17 protein-coding genes and 1 tRNA gene are annotated in these 14,999 nt (G+C 65.9%); 13 read left to right on the top strand and 5 right to left on the bottom strand.

Annotation, left to right across the window (positions count from 1 at the left end; translation table 11 throughout):
* Positions 1-3: 3 nt before the first annotated feature.
* On the bottom strand, positions 4-795 hold the full coding sequence (locus tag FFS08_RS10990; RefSeq protein ID WP_171012569.1) for a GTPase family protein: 792 nt from the start codon (positions 793-795) through the stop codon (positions 4-6).
* Positions 796-1,441: 646 nt separating this feature from the next.
* On the opposite strand from FFS08_RS10990, the gene FFS08_RS10985 reads away from it, so the two are divergent.
* From FFS08_RS10985 to FFS08_RS10975, 3 genes are all read left to right on the top strand, one after another.
* Positions 1,442-2,569 (top strand): site-specific DNA-methyltransferase, encoded by a 1,128-nt coding sequence (locus FFS08_RS10985; RefSeq protein WP_137861964.1) that lies wholly within the window; start codon positions 1,442-1,444, stop codon positions 2,567-2,569.
* Between the two features lie 234 nt (positions 2,570-2,803).
* Positions 2,804-3,892: a dihydropteroate synthase gene (folP, locus tag FFS08_RS10980; protein ID WP_137861963.1), complete on the top strand. Its 1,089-nt coding sequence runs from the start codon at positions 2,804-2,806 to the stop codon at positions 3,890-3,892.
* Between the two features lie 11 nt (positions 3,893-3,903).
* Positions 3,904-4,338: a hypothetical protein gene (locus FFS08_RS10975; protein WP_137861962.1), complete on the top strand. Its 435-nt coding sequence runs from the start codon at positions 3,904-3,906 to the stop codon at positions 4,336-4,338.
* Here the strand turns inward: FFS08_RS10975 and FFS08_RS10970 are convergent.
* A complete protein-coding gene (locus tag FFS08_RS10970; RefSeq protein ID WP_249341018.1) occupies positions 4,335-5,084 on the bottom strand; it encodes a LytTR family DNA-binding domain-containing protein in 750 nt (249 codons plus the stop codon). The two genes, FFS08_RS10975 and FFS08_RS10970, sit on opposite strands and share 4 nt — an antisense overlap.
* 156 nt (positions 5,085-5,240) lie before the next feature.
* Between FFS08_RS10970 and FFS08_RS10965 the strand changes: the two genes are divergently transcribed.
* The gene (locus FFS08_RS10965) at positions 5,241-5,765 is read left to right on the top strand and encodes a DUF2306 domain-containing protein (RefSeq protein WP_137861960.1); all 525 of its coding nucleotides are present in this window, start codon (positions 5,241-5,243) and stop codon (positions 5,763-5,765) included.
* Here the strand turns inward: FFS08_RS10965 and FFS08_RS10960 are convergent.
* Positions 5,762-6,448 carry a DNA alkylation repair protein gene (locus tag FFS08_RS10960; protein ID WP_137861959.1) on the bottom strand — a complete coding sequence of 229 codons (687 nt, stop codon included), beginning with the start codon at positions 6,446-6,448 and terminating at the stop codon, positions 5,762-5,764. The genes FFS08_RS10965 and FFS08_RS10960 overlap by 4 nt on opposite strands.
* Positions 6,449-6,464: 16 nt before the next feature.
* Positions 6,465-7,892: a sigma-54-dependent transcriptional regulator gene (locus FFS08_RS10955; protein WP_137861958.1), complete on the bottom strand. Its 1,428-nt coding sequence runs from the start codon at positions 7,890-7,892 to the stop codon at positions 6,465-6,467.
* A 153-nt stretch (positions 7,893-8,045) separates the two neighbouring features.
* On the opposite strand from FFS08_RS10955, the gene FFS08_RS10950 reads away from it, so the two are divergent.
* From FFS08_RS10950 to FFS08_RS10910, 9 genes are all read left to right on the top strand, one after another.
* Entirely contained in the window at positions 8,046-8,186 is a 141-nt protein-coding gene (locus tag FFS08_RS10950; RefSeq protein WP_137861957.1) for an aa3-type cytochrome c oxidase subunit IV, read from the top strand.
* Entirely contained in the window at positions 8,183-9,301 is a 1,119-nt protein-coding gene (locus tag FFS08_RS10945) for an NAD(P) transhydrogenase subunit alpha (RefSeq protein ID WP_137861956.1), read from the top strand. Before FFS08_RS10950 ends, FFS08_RS10945 begins: the two co-directional genes overlap by 4 nt.
* A 104-nt stretch (positions 9,302-9,405) precedes the next feature.
* On the top strand, positions 9,406-9,750 hold the full coding sequence (locus FFS08_RS10940; RefSeq protein ID WP_249341296.1) for an endonuclease domain-containing protein: 345 nt from the start codon (positions 9,406-9,408) through the stop codon (positions 9,748-9,750).
* Positions 9,751-9,753: 3 nt separating this feature from the next.
* Positions 9,754-10,032, top strand: coding sequence for an NAD(P) transhydrogenase subunit alpha part 2 (locus FFS08_RS10935; RefSeq protein WP_086127554.1), 279 nt, complete (start codon positions 9,754-9,756; stop codon positions 10,030-10,032).
* A gap of 3 nt (positions 10,033-10,035) precedes the next feature.
* Positions 10,036-11,448, top strand: coding sequence for an NAD(P)(+) transhydrogenase (Re/Si-specific) subunit beta (locus FFS08_RS10930; protein WP_137865098.1), 1,413 nt, complete (start codon positions 10,036-10,038; stop codon positions 11,446-11,448).
* 23 nt (positions 11,449-11,471) lie between these two features.
* Entirely contained in the window at positions 11,472-12,404 is a 933-nt protein-coding gene (locus FFS08_RS10925; protein ID WP_137865097.1) for a hypothetical protein, read from the top strand.
* Positions 12,405-12,532: 128 nt separating this feature from the next.
* Positions 12,533-13,498, top strand: coding sequence for a helix-turn-helix domain-containing protein (locus FFS08_RS10920; protein ID WP_137865096.1), 966 nt, complete (start codon positions 12,533-12,535; stop codon positions 13,496-13,498).
* A 54-nt stretch (positions 13,499-13,552) separates the two neighbouring features.
* Positions 13,553-13,628, top strand: a tRNA-Val gene (locus FFS08_RS10915).
* A 342-nt stretch (positions 13,629-13,970) separates the two neighbouring features.
* Entirely contained in the window at positions 13,971-14,591 is a 621-nt protein-coding gene (locus tag FFS08_RS10910; RefSeq protein ID WP_137865095.1) for a GIY-YIG nuclease family protein, read from the top strand.
* A 34-nt stretch (positions 14,592-14,625) separates the two neighbouring features.
* Here the strand turns inward: FFS08_RS10910 and FFS08_RS23450 are convergent.
* Positions 14,626-14,999: hypothetical protein (locus tag FFS08_RS23450; protein ID WP_212741991.1), on the bottom strand; the 374-nt coding region annotated here is incomplete at its 5' end.

The following is a 14,999-nucleotide window of genomic DNA, read 5'->3' as shown; positions in this document are numbered from 1 at the left end:
AGCCTAGGCCAAGGCGGGATTCTCGCGCTCGAACTTCGCCACGATGTCCCGCTTTTCCTGATCGCTCAGGCCACTGGCCTGTTTCAGCCAGTCGGAGGCGTCGAAGGCTCTGACGAGCTCGAACAGCCATCGCCGCTTCTCGGGGGCATTGGCGATGATGTGCTCATAGAGTTGCATGAGGCGATAATATCTCGTCGAAGAATAGGCGATGCAGGTAACCGGCCTTCCAAAGGCATCTGCCAACTTGCTGGAGCGATCCCGAACGATCTTGTCGATATGTTCCTTCTGCGTATCCGAAGGAAGATTGTCATGCTGATTCCAGTCCAGGGGATCGACCAGATCCACTTGGCTTATGGCGAACACGATCTTGTCGAGATAGGGTTCGAGCCGTTTGAGGTACATCTGATCGAGTGCCAGCGCCCGGTTTCTTGCGGCCACGATCCATAGGGCGACATCGCATTTCGGGAGTACGTCCTCGTACATCCTCAGATATTCCGGATCCAGCTTGATGTCCTCACCAAGTCCGGGGGCGTCATATACCTGAAGATATGCCGAATTCCCCTTGGCGTCCGATCGTTGAATATCCAGACGGGCTCGGATCGATTCAAATTTCGTCGTTCCCCGCGTAGTTGCCGATACCGTGAGATTGGTATTGAACATCGCGTTGATCGTCGTCGACTTGCCGACACCCGACAGGCCGATCACCGCTATGGACGGCGGATTCCTGTGATACTCCTCCTCGATCTTCTGCATGAGCGGGAGCAAGGCGGGCGACAGGCCTTCCAGGTTGAACATGCTAGAATCCTTGGTCGCGCTATCCTCCGGTAACGAGGATCCCCCAGTGAGCCAGAGCCAGATTCCCCTGATCCGGCGAAGCAGGTTTCGCAGCATGGGTTCAGCGGAGAATATTGAATAGCTGGCGAAGCGCGTCGATTATATCGAGAGTTATTCGTATAACTCTTCCCGCGAATTCGAGAAAGCTTATCCATGATGATTTAGCGGCCTCTCGTTCCGAATGAGAGGCGCGCCAAAACTCGCGTTCAACATCATCGGTAGACATGAATCCCCCTATTCCGTCTGCAGAATTATTCTGGGGATCAAAATTTGATTCGGCAACTATAAATGAATTCTTGAAACATCGTGACAAGATGCTGTTTTAAGCTTCTATTTTTCTCGGATGCGATGGAATTAAACCGTTCCGGAGCAAACTCGCCGGGCGACGGGGTGCCCGCAAGGACAGGCCTGCAAGGGCCGGGCTGAGTCTTTTTCGTCACACCCCATATCTTGTGCCTGTGGATAAGTTTGCGGCTCAGCATGTGGATAAGTTCGCTCGCCGTTCCACAAGTTAACGGAATCGCAGGCTTTTTCGTTAACCAATCTCCGCTTGACGGATGGTCGTTCCGCGACAGAAACCGCCTCTCCAACAAGGGGAAAGAGGTTAATGGGGGTTCTTGAAAAGGGCAGGCTCAAGCCGGCAACGGCGCGTAGCTGGGTCGATGTGTTGCCCTATGACACGATCCTGCAGCAGGACTGCATCGAGGCCATGCGCGCGCTGCCGGCCAAGTCGATCGACTGCATCTTCGCCGATCCGCCCTACAACCTGCAACTCGGCGGCGACCTGAACCGGCCCGACGGCAGCCATGTCGACGCGGTCACCGACGCCTGGGACAAGTTCGACAGCCTCGCCGCCTATGACGCGTTCACGCGCGAATGGCTGGCCGAGGCGCGCCGCATCCTGAAGGACGACGGCACGATCTGGGTGATCGGCAGCTATCACAACATCTTCAAGGTCGGATCGGCGATCCAGGACCTGGGCTTCTGGATCCTCAACGACATCATCTGGCGCAAGGCGAACCCGATGCCCAATTTCAAGGGCACGCGCTTCACCAACGCGCACGAGACGCTGATCTGGGCGTCGACGGGCGAGAAGGCGAAATACACCTTCAACTATCGTTCGATGAAGACGCTCAACGACGAGATCCAGATGCGCTCGGATTGGGAATTCCCGATCTGCGGCGGCCAGGAGCGGTTGAAGCGGGGCGGCACCAAGGTCCACCCGACCCAGAAGCCCGAGGCGCTGCTCTACCGGATCATGCTCGCCTCGACCAAGCCGGGCGACGTCGTCCTCGATCCCTTTTTCGGCACCGGCACCACCGGCGCGGTCGCCAAGCGGCTTGGCCGGCGCTGGATCGGCATCGAGCGCGAGGGGCAATATGTAGAAGCGGCGCAGGAGCGTATCGCGGCGGCGCTGCCGCTCGACGAATCGGCGCTGAAGACGATGCAGGCGCCCAAGAGCCAGCCGCGCGTCGCCTTTGGCCAGCTGGTCGAGAATGGCTATCTCGCGCCGGGTACGGTGCTGACGGACAGCAAGCGCCGCTGGCGCGCGATCGTGGGCGCGGACGGCTCGTTGAGCTGCAACGGCCACTCCGGCTCGATCCACAAGCTCGGCGCGACCTTGCAGAACGCGCCGTCGTGCAATGGCTGGACCTTCTGGAACTATGAAGCCGCCGACGGCCTCAAGCCGATCGACGCGCTGCGGCAGACCTATCTGCTGGCGACCCAACCGTAGCGGTTTCGTTCGGGGCGTTCCCCTTGCCGATCCCCGGTGCAGGCCGGGGATCGGCCAGGGGGCGTGCCAGCGTCGCCGCCATAGTTTCCGCTTCCAATATGGGATTGCGTCTGGGATCGGTGGTTTCATGGCCAATCGCTCGGCATCGCTGTACTGCAACCTGCGTACGGAACTCCGTCACGGGGAATGGAATCGGGCCCCCCATAGTCTCGACTTCCTGAACTTCCGCGCCGCATGACGCTCGACCTGCCCTCCACCGCGCGGCTCTATCTGCGCCCCGTCCAGCTCGCCGATTCGCCGGTGAACCGCGACGGTGAGGTCTTCCGCCTTGCCGGGGGGCTCAGCTGGTGCTCGGCCTTCGAGCTGATCGCGCGCGAGGGCGATGCGCGCATCCTCCAGCGCACCCTCCCCGTCGGCGGCCTGCCCGACGATCCGCGCATCGCCGCCCTCCTCGATCGCCTCGCCCGCCCGCGTGTGCCGCTCGCGCTCGGTGAACGCATCGTCCGGCTCGACCAGCCCCAGGTGATGGCGATCCTCAATCGCACGCCCGACAGCTTCTCCGATGCCGGCACCCATATGGAGGATGCCGACGCGGCGGCGGCCGCGGGCATCGACATGGCGGCGGCCGGCGCCGCCATCCTCGATGTGGGCGGCGAATCGACCCGGCCCGGCGCGGCGGACGTGTGGGAAGGCGAGGAGATCGAGCGGGTCGTCCCCGTCATCCGCAAGCTTGCCGCCGGCGGGGCCGCGATCTCGATCGATACCCGCCGTGCCGCCGTGATGGCCGCCGCGCTCGCTGCGGGCGCGCATATCGTCAACGACGTCGGCGCCCTGCTCTACGATCCCCAGGCGCTCGAACTGGTGGCCGGTGCCGGCTGCCCGGTGGTGCTGATGCACTCGCCCGAGCCGCAAAGGGGGCCGCATGGCGGAGAGGGATATGCGGACGTGCTGCTCGACGTGTACGACTGGCTCGAGCAGCGCGTCGCGGCGGTCGTCGCGGCGGGCGTCGACCGGGCGAGGATCCTCGTCGATCCGGGCATCGGCTTCGGCAAGTCGCTCCAGGACAATCTGGCGCTGCTGAACGGGCTGGCGCTCTTCCACGGAATCGGTTGCGGTCTGGTGCTCGGCGCCAGCCGCAAGCGGATGATCGGTGCGCTCTCGAACGAGGCGCCGGCGGACCGGCGCCTGGGCGGCAGCCTGGCGCTCGCGCTCAGGGGAGCCGATGCCGGGGTCCAGCTGATCCGCGTTCATGATGTATTCGAGACGGTTCAGGCGTTACGCGTCTGGCGCGGCCTGCGCGATGCGGCGCTGATCGCGCGCTAGGAGAACAGCCCATGCGTCTTGCCCTCGCCCTCGCCCTGATCGCCGCTCCCTCGGCCGCCCTTGCCCAGGATGCCGGCACGCCCGCCGCCGCGCGCCGGACAGTCGAATCCTATTATGCCGCGATCGAGCGCGGCGATTTCCATGCGGCCTATGCCGCCTGGGACGAGGGCGGCAAGGCGAGCGGCAAGAGCTTTGCCGGCTTCCGCCAGGGCTTTGCCGCGACGGCGCACAGCCGCGTCGTGACCGGCGCCCCCCGCAATGCCGATGCGGGGATGAGCCAGCGCTGGATCGAGGTGCCGGTCGATGTCTATGCCACGCTCAAGAACGGCCGGCGCCAGCATTTCCGGGGCAGCTACACGCTCCACCGCGTCGTCGAGGGCGTCAGCGACAATCCCGCCGACAGCCGCTGGCACCTGTCCAGGGCGAAGCTGGCGGCGGTCCGCTAGAACCAGCCCTGCGCTTCGAGCGCCGGCACCTGGGCGCGGGCGACCGGCGCCTCGATTCCTCCAATGAGCTGGAGACGGATGTTGCGCCCCTCGCGCCGCACGCCCTGCACGGCGGCGCGCGCCACCCACCAGCTGCGGTGGACCAGCGCGCCGGGGGTGCCGTCCAGCTCGGCCACTGCGTCGCGCATGCGCATCAGGAGGAGCGTGGAGCCACGGGGCGTGTGGACGCGGACATAATGGTCCTCCATCTCCAGCGCGATCGGGAGCGCCCGGAGATGCGGCGGGAGGCGCGCGATCAGCCTGGGCGGCGCGGGCGCTCCCGGCTCCGCGGCCGGTTCAGGTCTGGCTAGGTGCCGCTGCCGGGCGAACCAGAAGAGCGCGCAGACCAGGGCGCCGAGGAGGAGCACGTTGAAATAATGGGTGAGTGCCTGTTCGAGGGTCGGTGGGTGCGGGGGATGCCAGACGAAGTTGGCGATCCACACCACGGCGCTCATCGGCAGCGAGACGATCAGACAGGCTGCCGCCCAGAGCGCCGGCTCGGGCAAGTCGAGCCGTGGGGCCAGCGCACCCATGGCGCGCATCGCCGGGAAGTAGAGGAAATATCCCGCATAGCTCATCGCCAGCCAATAGAGCAGCCTGAGGCCGAACGGGGCCGCGAAGCTGCCGAACGGCCCGACCAGCGCCAGCACCAGCCCGACGCTGAGGATGATCGCGCAGTCGATCAGGATCCGCCGCGTGCCGCCCAATGCCTGTCTTCCCCGTCCCGTTCGCGCTTCGCCAAATGGCGCCGCTCTCCGCGCCGCTGCCGGCCGGCGAAGCGCCTTGCCGGTCCACGTAGCCGCGATTGCGGGTGCGCCGCCAGCCGCCATCCTGCCCCTGCCAATAGTGTCAGGAGGCAGGCAATGGCCAGCAATGCAATCGTTCGGGAAGCGGCGGGGGTCGATCTGTCGCGGATCGCCAAGGGGATCATGTTCGTCGCGGCGGGCGCCTTGGCGGGCGCTACCGGGTTTGCCGTGGCCCGGGTGCTGCTCGGCCTGACGCCGGCGACCTATGAGATCCGGCAGGTCGCCATCCTCGTCCATCTCGTCGCGGTGCTGCCGGCGATCCCGCTGGGCCTGTGGGTGCTGCTGGCCCGCAAGGGGGATGCGACGCACAAGCTGCTCGGCCGGATCTGGGCGCTGCTGATGGTCACCGCGGCGACATCGGCGCTGTTCATCCGCTATTTGAACCACGGCCAGTTCAGCTGGCTGCACCTGTTCGTGCCCGTCGTGTTCTTCACGCTGTACCGTGCCGTCCGCCAGGCCCGTGCCGGGCAGTTCGCCGCGCACAAGCGCAACATGTGGCGACTCTATGTGCTGGCGCTGCTGCTGCCGGGGATGTTCGCCTTCCTGCCCGGCCGGCTGCTCTGGCAGTGGCTGATGGTCTAGGTGAGCCCGGCCTTCCGCCTCGCCGCCGGCCGCGCCAGGTCGCGCGCGGCGTCCCGCCCGATCCAGCGCGCGGCGGGCATGGGGGAAGCGGAAAGCCGCTCGGCCATGGCGCCGACGGCGGCATGCAGGGCGGGGCTGCGCATGCCGATCGCCCGCAATGCCCAGCTCACGCCCTTCTTGACGAAATTGCGCGGGTCGCCGGCATGGGCCTCGATCAGCGGCAGCGCTTCGAGGAAAGGCGCATCGTCCAGCTTCCTGGCGTGCAGCGCCAGCCCGGCGAGCAGGGCGAAGGCGGCGCGGCGCACGAACTCGCGCTCGTCCTCCGCCCAGCGGCGGACGGCGTCCCAGGCGAGCGGGCTCTTGTCGAACAAGTCGAAACAGGCGGTGTCGCAGGTCGCCCAATTGTCGAATCTCGCTGCCCAGCGGTCCATCCCTTGCGCCGTCAGCGCCTTGGGCTCGCCGACGAAGCAGGCGAGCAGCCGCGCCTCGTAGACGCCGCTGTCCCATAGCGCCTCGGCCAGCGCCTGGTCGCGGCCCAGCCCCTTGGCGATGCCGCGGATGGTGCCGACCTTGATGCCGATGACCTGGTCCGACGTGGCGATGCCGAAGCGCGCCATTCCCTCGGCGACGTTCGATTCGGCCGCCTGCACGAGCAGTCGGTGGGCCTCGGCCAGCTTGGACATGGCAGCGAGCCTAGGCTCAGGCGGCGGTCTGGTCGATCCCCAGCTCGCCGAGCTTGCGGTAGAGCGTCGAGCGGCCGATGCCCAGGCGTCGGGCCACTTCCGTCATCCGGCCGCGATAATGGCCGATGGCGAGGCGGATCACATCGGCCTCGATCTCGTCGAGCGCGCGCAGATTGCCGTCGGGGCGGAACAGCGTGACGCCGGCATGGCCGGTGCCTTGCACCTGGGCGCCGTTGGCCGCCGGGCGACCGGCGGCGAGCTGGGCGATCTGCGGGAAATCGGCGCGGGCGAGCCCGTCGCCGTCGCAGAGCACCGCGGCGCGGAACAGCGCATTCTGGAGCTGGCGGACATTGCCCGGCCAGTCATAGCTGCCCAGCAGCTGGAGCGCATCGTCGGTGATGCCGAGCGGACGCAGGCCCGGCTGATCGGCGATGCGCGCCAGCAAGTGGCGGGCCAGCGCCGGAATGTCGCCGGTGCGCTCGCGCAGGGGCGGAATCGTCACCTGGACGACATTCAGGCGGTAATAGAGGTCTTCGCGGAAGCGCCCGGCCTCCACTTCGGCCTGCAATGTCTTGTTGGTCGCCGCAACCACGCGCACGTCCACTTCGCGGGCATGGCGCGCGCCGATCGGCTGGATCTCGCCCGACTGGAGCACGCGCAGCAGCTTCACTTGCGCATCGAGCGGCATCTCGCCCACTTCGTCGAGGAACAGCGTGCCGCCATCGGCATCGGCAAAGCGCCCGATCTTGCGCTCGAAGGCGCCGGTAAAGGCGCCCTTCTCGTGCCCGAACAGCTCGCTTTCGACCAGATTGGCGGGAATCGCGCCGCAATTGACGCAGACCATGTCCTTCTTGCCGCGCGGAGAGGCGGCGTGGATCGCTTCGGCGACCACTTCCTTGCCGACACCGCTCTCGCCTTCGATCAGGACGGGCACGCGGGCGCGAGCGGCCTTGGCGGCGATCGCGAGCGCGGCGCGGAACAGGGGAGCGCTGCCCACGATCTCGTCGAAGGCGAGCGGCGCCGAGAGCTTCTCGGTCAGCGGGCGCAGCTCGCCCGCGGTCTTGCCGCCCACTGCGGCTTCGAGCGCGGCGAGCAGCCGCTCGGCGGCGAGCGGCTTCACCAGAAAGTCGGTCGCCCCCGCGCGCATCGCGTTGACGGCATTGGCCACCGATCCGTTGGCGGTGAGCATCAGGATGGGCAGCTGCGGCCGGCGGGCGCGAAGCTCGCCGATCAGCCCCGCCGCATCCGCATCGGGCGAGCTGTGGTCGAGCAGGATCGCGTCGAGCGCCATCCCGTCGGGGGTGCCCAGCGTGGCGATGCCGGTCTCGGCCTCGCTTGCGAAGATGGTGCGCCAGCCGCGGCGTGCGGCGATGGCTGCGACGAGGCGGCGCTGTGCCGGCTCGTCGTCAATCAGCATCAGGAGGCGCTGGCCGTTGCGCGTCATCGCTCTTTCTGTCCCCAATGTCCCGTTTCAGGGCGTCAGTCATAGAGCAGATGGGTAAAGGCGGGCTTAAGCCTAACGTAGCGGCACGAGGGTTGAGCGGGTGGAGGGGCGGAGCTAAGGTCAGGCCAATTCACGTTTCAAGGGGAGAGACGAATGGTCGATACGGTCGACAGCGCCGAACAGCTCAAGGCGCACGAGCAGACCTGGAACGGTTTCAAGGCGATGATGTTCTGGGGCACCGTCGGCGTGGCCCTGGTCGCCGCTCTCGTCGTCTTCCTGATCTCCGCCAAGTGAAGATCGCGGTCCTGAAGGAGGCCGCCGCCGGCGAGCGGCGCGTTGCCGCGACTCCGGAAACGGTGAAGAAGTTCATGGCGCTGGGCGCCGAAATGGCCGTCGAGGCGGGCGCTGGCCAGGACGCCTCGATCGCCGACCAGGCCTATGCCGATATGGGTGCCTCCATCGGCGACCGCGCGGTGACGCTTCGGAATGCGGACATCGTGCTCGGCGTCCAGGGGCCCGATCCCGCGAGCCTGGCGGGCGCGAAGCCGGGCGCGTGGATCGTCGCGGGGCTCAACCCCTTTGGCGAGCGCGCCCGCATCGATGCCTATGCCAGCGGCGGCTTCGAGGCGCTGGCGATGGAGTTCATGCCGCGCATCACCCGGGCGCAGTCGATGGACATATTGTCGTCGCAGTCGAACCTGTCGGGCTACAAGGCGGTGCTCGATGCGGCGGCCGAATATGGTCGCGCCTTCCCGATGATGATGACGGCGGCGGGCACCGTCTCCGCCGCCAAGGTCTTCGTGATGGGCGTGGGCGTGGCGGGGCTGCAGGCGATCGCCACTGCCCGTCGCCTCGGCGCCCAGGTCTCGGCGACCGACGTGCGCGCGGCGACCAAGGAGCAGATCCTCTCGCTCGGCGCCAAGCCGATCTTCGTCGAGGCGGTGAAGGGCATCGAAGGCGAAGGCACCGGCGGCTATGCCACCGAGATGAGCGACGAGTACAAGGCCGCCCAGGCCGAGCTGGTCTCGTCGCATATCGCCAAGCAGGATATCGTGATCACCACTGCGCTGATCCCGGGCCGGGCCGCGCCGCGGCTGATCAGCGACGCGCAGATCGCCAGCATGAAGCCGGGCAGCGTGATCGTCGATCTCGCGGTCGAGCAGGGCGGCAATGTCGAGGGGGCGGTCGCCGGCGAGATCGTCGAGCGGCACGGGGTGAAGATCGTCGGGCATCGCAACGTGCCTTCGCGCCTCGCCGCCGACGCTTCGGCGCTGTTCGCGCGCAACCTGTTCAACTTCCTCTCCGCCTTCTGGGACAAGGAGCAGGGCAGACCGGTCCTCGACGAGGAGATCGGCAACGCCATCCGCCTGACCCAGGGCGGCAAGGTGGTGCACGAGAGGCTGCTGTAGAATTCCTCCCCGGAACGGGGAGGGGGACCGCCGAAGGCGGTGGAGGGGGAGGGAGGCAAATGCTGAGGCCCGAGGTTTCCACGGCGCGGAGGCTGAGACGGGAGATGCAGCTCCCCGAAGTGCTGCTCTGGCAGGCGCTTCGCGGGGCGAAGACCGGGATCAAGTTTCGCCGGCAACATCCGGTAGGTCCCTATGTAGTGGATTTCTTCGCGCGTGAGCCCTTGTTGATCATCGAAGTCGATGGCGAGGCGCACGAACGAGGAAATCGGCCAGAGCGTGACGAATTGCGTGACCGATTTTTGAACGAGAACGGGTACAGGGTAATGCGGGTGCGTGCAGTAGATGTGCTGCGAGACTTGGGAGCGGTCGTTTCGTCGATCATCTCCCTTGCCGAACGCCCCCTCCACCATGCTTCGCATGGTCCCCCTCCCCGTTCCGGGGAGGAATGATAAGTGGACTTCATCTCGATCCTGTCGATCTTCGTGCTGGCGTGCTTCGTCGGCTATTATGTCGTCTGGTCGGTCACGCCGGCGCTGCACACGCCGCTGATGGCGGTGACCAACGCCATTTCCTCGGTGATCATCGTCGGCGCGCTGATCGCGTCGGCCGCCTCGGGCGCGGAGATCGCCAAATGGCTCGGCCTGGTCGCCGTGGCGCTGGCATCCGTGAACATCTTCGGCGGCTTCGCCGTCACCGAGCGCATGCTCGCCATGTACAAGAAGAAGGGCTGAGCCATGCACGAGGGGGCACCTGTCAATCCTTGGGTGGCGTTGGCCTATCTGGTCGCCGGCATCTGCTTCATCCTCGCGCTGCGCGGGCTTTCAAGTCCGGCGAGCAGCCGGCGGGGCAACCGGCTCGGCATGCTCGGCATGGCCATCGCCGTCGTCACCACCTTGATCACGCACGAGATCGCCAGCCCGATCGAACTGGGCGCGGCGATCGCGGTCGGCGGCGCGATCGGCTTCGTCACTGCGCGGCGGATCGCGATGACTGCGATGCCGCAGCTCGTCGCCGCCTTCCACTCGCTGGTCGGCATGGCGGCGGTGCTGGTCGCCGCGGCGGCATTCCTCAATCCGGGCGCCTTCGGCATCCTGGGCACCGACGGCGAGATCCTCAGCGTCAGCCGGATCGAAATGGGCCTGGGGGTGGCGATCGGCGCGATCACCTTTTCGGGATCGGTGATCGCCTTCCTCAAGCTCAACGGCAATATGTCGGGCAAGCCGATCCTGCTGCCCGGGCGCCATGTGATCAATCTGGGCGTGCTTGCCGGCATTCTCGGCCTGATCGCCTATTTCGTGACCGATCAGAGCCCCTGGGTGTTCTGGACCGTGACTGCGCTCAGCTTCGTCATCGGCTTCCTGCTGATCGTGCCGATCGGCGGCGCGGACATGCCGGTGGTGGTCTCGATGCTCAACTCCTATTCGGGCTGGGCCGCCGCGGCGATGGGCTTCACGCTGCACAACAGCGCGATGATCATCACCGGCGCGCTGGTGGGCAGCTCGGGCGCGATCCTCAGCTACATCATGTGCCGCGCGATGAACCGCAGCTTCATCAGCGTGATCGCCGGCGGCTTCGGCGCGACCGATGGCGGCGGCGCGGCGGGCCAGGCGATCGACCGGCCGTGGAAGCGCGGCTCGGCCGAGGACGCCGCCTTCCTGATGAGCCAGGCCGAGCAGGTGATCATCGTGCCGGGCTACGGCATGGCGGTCGCCCAGGCGCAGCACGCGCTGCGCGAGATGGGCGACAAGCTCAAGGAGCATGGCGTCCGCGTGAAATATGCGATCCATCCGGTCGCGGGGCGCATGCCGGGCCACATGAACGTGCTGCTCGCCGAAGCGAACGTGCCCTATGACGAAGTGTTCGAGCTGGAGGACATCAACTCGGAATTCGCCCAGACCGACGTCGCCTTCGTGATCGGCGCCAACGACGTGACCAACCCGGCGGCGAAGACCGACAAGTCGTCGCCGATCTACGGCATGCCGGTGCTCGACGTCGAAAAGGCCAAGACGGTACTCTTCATCAAGCGTTCGATGGGCGGCGTGGGCTATGCGGGTGTCGACAACGAGCTGTTCTACCGCGACAACACCATGATGCTGCTGGCGGATGCGAAGAAGATGGTCGAGGAGATCGTGAAGAGCCTCGACTGACGCCGGTCAATGGGGAGACTGTGATGGCGAGCGTGAGTTCGATTCTCGGCGGTGCGTTCGGGCTGCTGCGCGAGCGGCCGGGTGCGGTGGCAATCTGGGCGATCACCTATTGTGTCGGCTCGCTGGCCATTTCGCTGGTCATGGGACTGTTGATGTTCGGCACCATGATGCCCAGCAGCGCCGATGCCGGCGCGGCGCTTTCGGTATGGGCGGGGCCGATGTTCAGCCTGATGCTGCTGCTCTATCTCTGCCTGTTGCTGCTCGTCGTGGTGCTGATGAACGCCGTGTTCCGCGCGATGCTGCGGCCGCAGGAAGGCGGCTTTGCCTTCATGCGGCTCGGCATGGACGAGTTCCGGATGCTCGGGCTGGTGGTCCTGGTCTGCATCGGCGTCTTCGCCGCGGTGCTGATCGGCGAATTGCTGCTGCTGCTGCTGATCATGGTCATCGGCTTCGCGCTGGGCGCGGGGGCAATCAGCGGCGTGATTTCGTTCCTGCTCTTCCTGGCCTTTCTCTGCGCGGTGGTCTGGGTAGAGGTGCGCATCTCGCTGATCTTCCCGTTGAGCTTCCATCGCCGCCGGATGAGCATCGATGCCGCCTGGGAATTGACGCGCGGCCATTTCTGGCTGCTCTTCGCCTGCTATTTCCTGATCGGGCTGATTTTCGTCGTTGCCACCGGCATCGTGATGTCGGCGGTGATGGGCGACTATTTCGTCGCATTGTACCAGGCGCATGGCGATCAGGAACAGCTGCGCCTGGCGGCGGAGGCATTCGCCGCCAAGCAGTTCGCCATGCCGCTCGTCACCAAGATCCTGTTCGGCGTGGTGGGGGCGGTGTTCTTCGCGGTGGGGCTGGCGCTGGGCCCGGGCCTGCTGGCGAGCGCCACGCGCGAGCTTCTCGGTGGGGAGAGCGAAGCTGCGGTGTTTGCAGCCGAATCCGACGGATCAGTCATGGACTGATTTGGAACGGACGGGCAATGAACCTTGCGCCCGTCCGCGTCGCGCCACGAGCTCCGGAATGGAGCGGACAGAGCAATCCGCTTCGGAGGTTGGGCCTCTCTGGAGCTTGGAGCGACGTTGAGAAGGCGATGGCGAACCTGTCCACGGCACCCGAACTCACCGGCGCGCCCTATGATCTGGCAGTCAATGCGTTACTGATCGCGGAAGCCGCGAGCGGGGATGTGATCGCGGCGCTGGACGCAGTCGGGGTCCGGGTGCGCGACACGGCGGATTTCGCGACGGCGCTGCCGCTGCTCGACGAAGCCCGGCTCGACCTGATCCTGCTCGATGCGCGTACCGGCGCCGAAACCGTGCCGGCGCCGTTGCTCGAACGTCTGGCGATACGCGACGCATCGGAGGGGCCGGCGCTGGTTGCCGTCTTCGCGGCCGACCAGATCGACCTTGCCGGCGTGCTGCTCGGCGCGCCGCGCAGCCGGCTTCTCTGCGACCCCGGTGCCGGCGAGTTGCTGGCGGCGCTGGTGCTGGCCCGGACGGAGGGCGCGGCGCCCGCGCGGCTTTCCTGGGCGGATGTCACGCGCGATTCCGAAGTCGTGCGCCTGCGCCGGCTCAACGAAGAAGTTGCGCGCATCGCCGATGCCCTTGCCCGTCTGACCCGAGGCGAGTTCGAGGAAGAGGACGAGATCGAGCGCCGCACCGGCATCCGGGCGCCCGACATGGAGTATCGCGGGCCCGACGAGCCTCCGATCGACGTCGCTGCAAACGAGATTCGCGCCGTCATCCGAGCGCGCCGGTTGCGGGGCCAGTATTTCGCGTCGGAGCTGTTCGCCGATCCCGCCTGGGACATGCTGCTGGACTTGTTCGCTGCCGGGCTCGAGCGGCGGCGCGTATCGGTTTCCAGCCTGTGCATCGCGGCGGCGGTGCCGCCCACTACGGCGCTGCGCTGGATCGGCACGATGCACGAGGCCGGCCTGTTCCGCCGCGAGGCCGATCCAGGCGACCGGCGGCGGGCCTATATCGCACTGAGCGACAAGGCGCAGCAGGGCATGCGTGGATATGTGAATGCGGTGCGCCGTGCGGGGCTTAGTCTCGTCTGAGGGGCTTGCCGCGGCGCTCCAGCTTTGGCATCGGTCCGGAACCGGCATCGGTCCGGGCGCTTAGCTCAGTTGGTAGAGCATCTCGTTTACACCGAGAGGGTCGGCGGTTCGAGCCCGTCAGCGCCCACCAGTCCTTGTTGACTTGTTGAGCACGGATAAGACTGCCTCAAAGGCCACGATAACACTGCCTCACGGGGAGTTTGTCCGCTTTGCGCCCTAATCTCGGTCGTTGGAGACCAGATATCGTTCGCCCAAAAGCGGACATTCGCCAAGGCCCAGCCGGACGACCGAGATTGGGACAAATCCGTCGTTCCCATGCGGCAGATCGAGCGCCAGCTCTTGTCATAAGCCGACGTTCAGCGCTTGTCCGCACGGCGTGACGTTGCGACTTAAGCTGGGCCGGTAGGCGACCGTCCGGGTTGGCGCCGGGGCGGTTGATCCCGTCAGCGCGCAGACTGAAAGTGCGAGAGCTATGGCTGTTTACTTCATCTACCAATTGAGCGCTGGCGAGCCATTGCTGAAAATTGGACGCGCCAAGGACATTTATCAGCGCCGCGACGCTCTGCAGACTGGAAATCCGCATACGCTGGTGCTGGTCGGGTGGATAGAGTCCGATGCGGAAAGCCTCCTTGAGGCAGAGTTGCACCGCAAGCATCATGCGCGCCGCGTCGCAGGCGAGTGGTTCCGTCTCCAGCCCACCGAAATTCTGGAGGATCTCATGTGCGCCGGCAGCGATGGCTTCGTCGCGCGACATGCCGACGCATTCGAAATTATCGGCTATGATCGTGACGCAGTCCCCGAATATCTCGGCGTCTGGGAATGGGGCGACCTCGAACTCGAAGAAAGCTGTCCATTTTGTGGCGCAATGTGCGGGATGCATTTCCAGGAGGCGTCCCAAGCCTATCACTGCATCAGCTGCGGGCGTCTGAGCGATTTCTCCGATCAGACGCCGGACTTCGACGCTGAAGAGGAATATCGCGCCTGGCTGGCGGACAATCCTCCGCCTCTCCCCACAGGAATGGATCGGTTCGCGATTTTGGGCGGCGCACCGGATTATCCCGAGCATCTTCGCCGCAATGGCCGTCTGCGTTAGTCTGTCAGCGCCGAGCTGAGATCCGTGATCGCGTCTACATCTCGATCCAGAGATGATCGATCTGGATCGGTTCGAGGCCGGCGCGCCGGATATGGCGCGATCGCAATGCTGCCGTGCGCCGCAGGCCGTCATGGGCGATCATTGCAAACTTGTCGGCGGCTGACCAATTCTCGGTCGCATCCTTGACGAGGCCGTCGATCCAGCTGGCGATTTCCGCTTGCCAATGGCCGATGTCTTGGGCCTGAACATAGCCTATCATCGCTGCCTGTTCATGACCCGCACCGTGATGTCCGGCTGACGTGCGCCCCTGGAATGTGACCGATTTTGAGTAGAGTCCGACGCAAAGGAGTCGGACGAGAATGAAGCGCAGCAGGTTCAGCGAAGAGCAGATCATCGCGATCTTGAAGG

This window comes from Sphingomonas sp. 1F27F7B (assembly GCF_005503355.1).
Lineage (GTDB): Bacteria > Pseudomonadota > Alphaproteobacteria > Sphingomonadales > Sphingomonadaceae > Sphingomonas.
The sequence above is the reverse complement of the archived record's forward strand: the minus strand, read 5'-3'. Positions and strand labels throughout refer to the sequence as shown.

What these genes read in the sequence shown, in the direction of transcription:
- FFS08_RS10975 (WP_137861962.1), top strand. Translation starts at nt 3,904, where the DNA reads ATGCGTCTTGCCCTCGCCCTCGCCCTGATCGCCGCTCCCTCGGCCGCC.
- FFS08_RS10950 (WP_137861957.1), top strand. Translation starts at nt 8,046, where the DNA reads ATGGTCGATACGGTCGACAGCGCCGAACAGCTCAAGGCGCACGAGCAG.
- FFS08_RS10985 (WP_137861964.1), top strand. Translation starts at nt 1,442, where the DNA reads ATGGGGGTTCTTGAAAAGGGCAGGCTCAAGCCGGCAACGGCGCGTAGC.
- FFS08_RS10920 (WP_137865096.1), top strand. Translation starts at nt 12,533, where the DNA reads ATGGCGAACCTGTCCACGGCACCCGAACTCACCGGCGCGCCCTATGAT.
- FFS08_RS10940 (WP_249341296.1), top strand. Translation starts at nt 9,406, where the DNA reads ATGCAGCTCCCCGAAGTGCTGCTCTGGCAGGCGCTTCGCGGGGCGAAG.
- folP (WP_137861963.1), top strand. Translation starts at nt 2,804, where the DNA reads ATGACGCTCGACCTGCCCTCCACCGCGCGGCTCTATCTGCGCCCCGTC.
- FFS08_RS10960 (WP_137861959.1), bottom strand. Translation starts at nt 6,448, where the DNA reads ATGTCCAAGCTGGCCGAGGCCCACCGACTGCTCGTGCAGGCGGCCGAA.
- FFS08_RS10930 (WP_137865098.1), top strand. Translation starts at nt 10,036, where the DNA reads ATGCACGAGGGGGCACCTGTCAATCCTTGGGTGGCGTTGGCCTATCTG.
- FFS08_RS10910 (WP_137865095.1), top strand. Translation starts at nt 13,971, where the DNA reads ATGGCTGTTTACTTCATCTACCAATTGAGCGCTGGCGAGCCATTGCTG.
- FFS08_RS10955 (WP_137861958.1), bottom strand. Translation starts at nt 7,892, where the DNA reads ATGACGCGCAACGGCCAGCGCCTCCTGATGCTGATTGACGACGAGCCG.
- FFS08_RS10925 (WP_137865097.1), top strand. Translation starts at nt 11,472, where the DNA reads ATGGCGAGCGTGAGTTCGATTCTCGGCGGTGCGTTCGGGCTGCTGCGC.
- FFS08_RS10965 (WP_137861960.1), top strand. Translation starts at nt 5,241, where the DNA reads ATGGCCAGCAATGCAATCGTTCGGGAAGCGGCGGGGGTCGATCTGTCG.
- FFS08_RS10990 (WP_171012569.1), bottom strand. Translation starts at nt 795, where the DNA reads ATGTTCAACCTGGAAGGCCTGTCGCCCGCCTTGCTCCCGCTCATGCAG.